Origin of the sequence: Dolichospermum sp. UHCC 0259, from assembly GCF_009711935.1 — a bacterium.
Taxonomy (GTDB): Bacteria; Cyanobacteriota; Cyanobacteriia; order Cyanobacteriales; family Nostocaceae; genus Dolichospermum.
This window is the reverse complement of sequence record NZ_VIKX01000129.1, coordinates 1-1,694: the sequence shown is the minus strand read 5'-3', so window position 1 is coordinate 1,694 and position 1,694 is coordinate 1. Positions and strand designations below refer to the sequence as shown.

Sequence of the window (1,694 nt, the reverse complement as noted above, 5' to 3'; positions counted from 1 at the left end):
CTCCTATCCCTGTTACTTCCTAATTCCTTTTTAGTGGGGGAGTGTGAACAGTTACAAAATTTTAGTCATTTCAACTTCAGCGATGCTTATTTAAGTAGTGCCGAGCTTGAAGGAGTAAACCTAAGCTATGCTAATTTAAGTAACACCCATCTAGATTGGGCAAATCTTAATCAAGCTAATTTCAGTAATGCTAACCTTAGAAATGCTGATTTGAGTCATGCTCAATTAAATAAAGCTTTTCTCAATCAAGCTGATTTGAGTAATGCTAATTTAAAGGATGCCGATTTTAGTGATGCTACTTTAGATAATGCTAATTTGAGTGGTGCTAATTTAGAGAATGCTGATTTGAGTGATGCTACTTTAGATAATGCTAATTTGAGTGGTGCTAATTTAGAGAATGCTGATTTGAGTGATGCTACTTTAGATAATGCTAATTTGAGTGGTGCTAATTTAGAGAATGCTGATTTGAGTGGTGCTGACTTAAAAAATGCTAATTTGAATTTGGCTAATCTGACTGGAACTATAATTGATATAAAAAAAGAAATAACTCATAAATGGACTATTGTTTGGAAAATTCTTAATAAAGAAAATTTGGCTCAAATAAATCAACAAGATAAACATCAAATTAGCTTATCTGAAACACAAAATCATTTTTCAAAATATGAGTTAGCATGCATTGATTTAAGTAATAGTTATCTAAAAAATGCAAAATTGGCTAATTTAAATTTAACTCATACTGATTTTAGCAATTCAAATTTACATTCTGCTGATTTGCGTGGTGCAAATTTAACTGGTGCAAATCTAACTGGAGTAAACCTACAAGAAGCTAATTTAATAAAAGCGAATCTTCAGGGAGCAGATTTAAGTAATGCGGATTTACGATATGCAAATATATCTGGAGCAAACCTAAATGATACTAAAAGAGATGGAGCAAAATTTTCTGATATATCATGTGATTGGACTCAACTTAATGATGATCAATTTGAACTACTTTGCTATGATCTTCTTATAAAACAACATAATTTAAAATTAACTAATATAGATAAAATGGGTAAAGCACGCTCTCGTGATGGTGGTCGAGATATTGTATTTGAACGTACAGATATTAATGAAAAATCTATCAAATGGATAGCTCAGTGCAAATTAAAAAGTGATAAGGGATCTCTTGGAAGTTCACAAGTTCCAAATATTCGTGATATGTTAGATCAATATAATGCAGAAGGTTTTTGTATACTTACTAGTGGCATAATTGACGCAACATTACATGATAGACTGGATACTCTGAAGGAAGATAAAGGTTTTGAAGTAGAACGATGGTCATATTTAGAAATAGAACGCTTCTTAGCAGAACATCCAGAAATTAAAGCAAGATATTTTCAAGATTAATCTGATAAAAATTATCCATAAAATTAGCCTACGCAGGTAGGCTTTGTCTGTATAGCCCCAGATTTCTAATCTGAGGACTATATAAAAATATAAAAAACACATTAAAACAATATATCCTAAACTTCCTCATTACTCAATCTTTGTAACAATTCCTCACGGGATAAATTACCCAAAGAAAGAAGTAACTGAGTGCGTTCAGAAATAGGAATATTAGCAATCTTTTCCACCAAACCAGATAACTCAGCATCCAAACCAGGGCTATTTCATTCTAAATAATTGCTTGAGTGTGCTAAGACCAAAACCAGCGA

The 1,694-nt window shown here is 31.8% G+C and carries 2 protein-coding genes; one reads left to right on the top strand and one right to left on the bottom strand.

All coding sequences use genetic code 11. The features are described from left to right. On the top strand, nt 1-1,386 hold a 1,386-nt coding region (locus FJR05_RS10385; protein ID WP_217385569.1), incomplete at its 5' end, for a pentapeptide repeat-containing protein. Nucleotides 1,387-1,502: 116 nt separating this feature from the next. On the opposite strand, the gene FJR05_RS27630 is transcribed toward FJR05_RS10385, so the two are convergent. Further along, nucleotides 1,503-1,637: a hypothetical protein gene (locus FJR05_RS27630; RefSeq protein WP_256376188.1), complete on the bottom strand. Its 135-nt coding sequence runs from the start codon at nt 1,635-1,637 to the stop codon at nt 1,503-1,505. Nucleotides 1,638-1,694 lie beyond the last annotated feature (57 nt).